The following is a 1,082-nucleotide window of genomic DNA, read 5'->3' as shown; positions in this document are numbered from 1 at the left end:
CGTAAAACACATGGTCGCCAATCACCACAGCCACCCGCAGCCTAGGCCAGTAAACCTTAACATCGTGCCGGTGGTAGTGTGTCAGCGACCCCATCCATGGAATCCAGAAGCCGCCAGCCATGAACCGATACGCGATGTTATAGGCCAACCGCCATTGGTCGCTATCGACTTCCGGCTGATCACTACGCCCATCCCTCACCCAAGTGAATTGGTATGCCTGCAACACCACCCCGCACACTGAATCAGGGTAGTGCTTCGATGCCAGCCGGTTCAGCGTCACCATAGCAACGGCGTACTGGCCGTTCAGGCTTTCGCCGCGGGCTTCGTGATAGATATTAAGGGCCAAGCACTGCACAGCCGTCAATCGCGTTGTGAGCGCGTCCTGTACGTCTATCGCGTATGGGTCATCCGGTGGTTCTGGTATGTAATCCGCCCGAACCGGCTCCGCTATCATCAGGATAAACACAGCCACCGCTGCTAATGCGCTGAATGGTTTCATAGTAGCGTTACCTCATAGTGTTCGAGCACGGTACTGATTGCCCATGATGAAATCGCGACAATTGAAATAGCAACTAGCAGCATACAGCAAATAACAAGGCCGGTTAGCAAAGATTCCCCATAGCTTCCTCCGTCAAGCAAATAACCAATAGCTGGAACTAAAGTAAAAAATCCAACGGCAGAAACTACAAACCACGCAAGTACAATCATTTGCTTTGCTCCCATGCAGTCCAGTCGCGGTACTTCTCTATAATGCACGATACCTCTCTAGCGTTCCAAGCCCAGCCCTCCGGTTGCCTATCCCGGTGTATTTGACCGTCAAGAAATTTAACCTCCACATCGTTACCTTGCGGCACCGGACACTCCCCACCACTCCACTCAACCCACTCAGGCCCATCCTGAGCCCGCTCCGAATCGCGCACCGCACTTTCAATGCTCTGCTGATTCTTAGATGCAACCCGAGCATCAAACTCAGCCCGCTCAAGCGTTGTGGTCATTGGCTCAGGGGTCAGATCAACACGCTCAACAGCCCGACGCCGCTGCTCATCTAGTAGCGCCACAAGTTGCTCAAGGTGTAGTTGGTG

Annotated in this window: 3 protein-coding genes; all 3 read right to left on the bottom strand. The window is 53.4% G+C overall.

The window, feature by feature from the left end; translation table 11 throughout:
- Window positions 1–499 (bottom strand): cell wall hydrolase (locus tag V6D20_03460; protein HEY9814851.1); only part of this gene is annotated, 499 nt, incomplete at its 3' end.
- Window positions 496–708 (bottom strand): hypothetical protein, encoded by a 213-nt coding sequence (locus tag V6D20_03455; protein ID HEY9814850.1) that lies wholly within the window; start codon window positions 706–708, stop codon window positions 496–498. The genes V6D20_03455 and V6D20_03460, both read right to left, overlap by 4 nt.
- Window positions 705–1,082 (bottom strand): hypothetical protein (locus V6D20_03450; GenBank protein HEY9814849.1); only part of this gene is annotated, 378 nt, incomplete at its 5' end. The genes V6D20_03450 and V6D20_03455, both read right to left, overlap by 4 nt.

It is taken from the genome of Candidatus Obscuribacterales bacterium, from assembly GCA_036703605.1.
Lineage (GTDB): Bacteria > Cyanobacteriota > Cyanobacteriia > RECH01 > RECH01 > RECH01.
The sequence above is the reverse complement of the archived record's forward strand: the minus strand, read 5'-3'. Positions and strand labels throughout refer to the sequence as shown.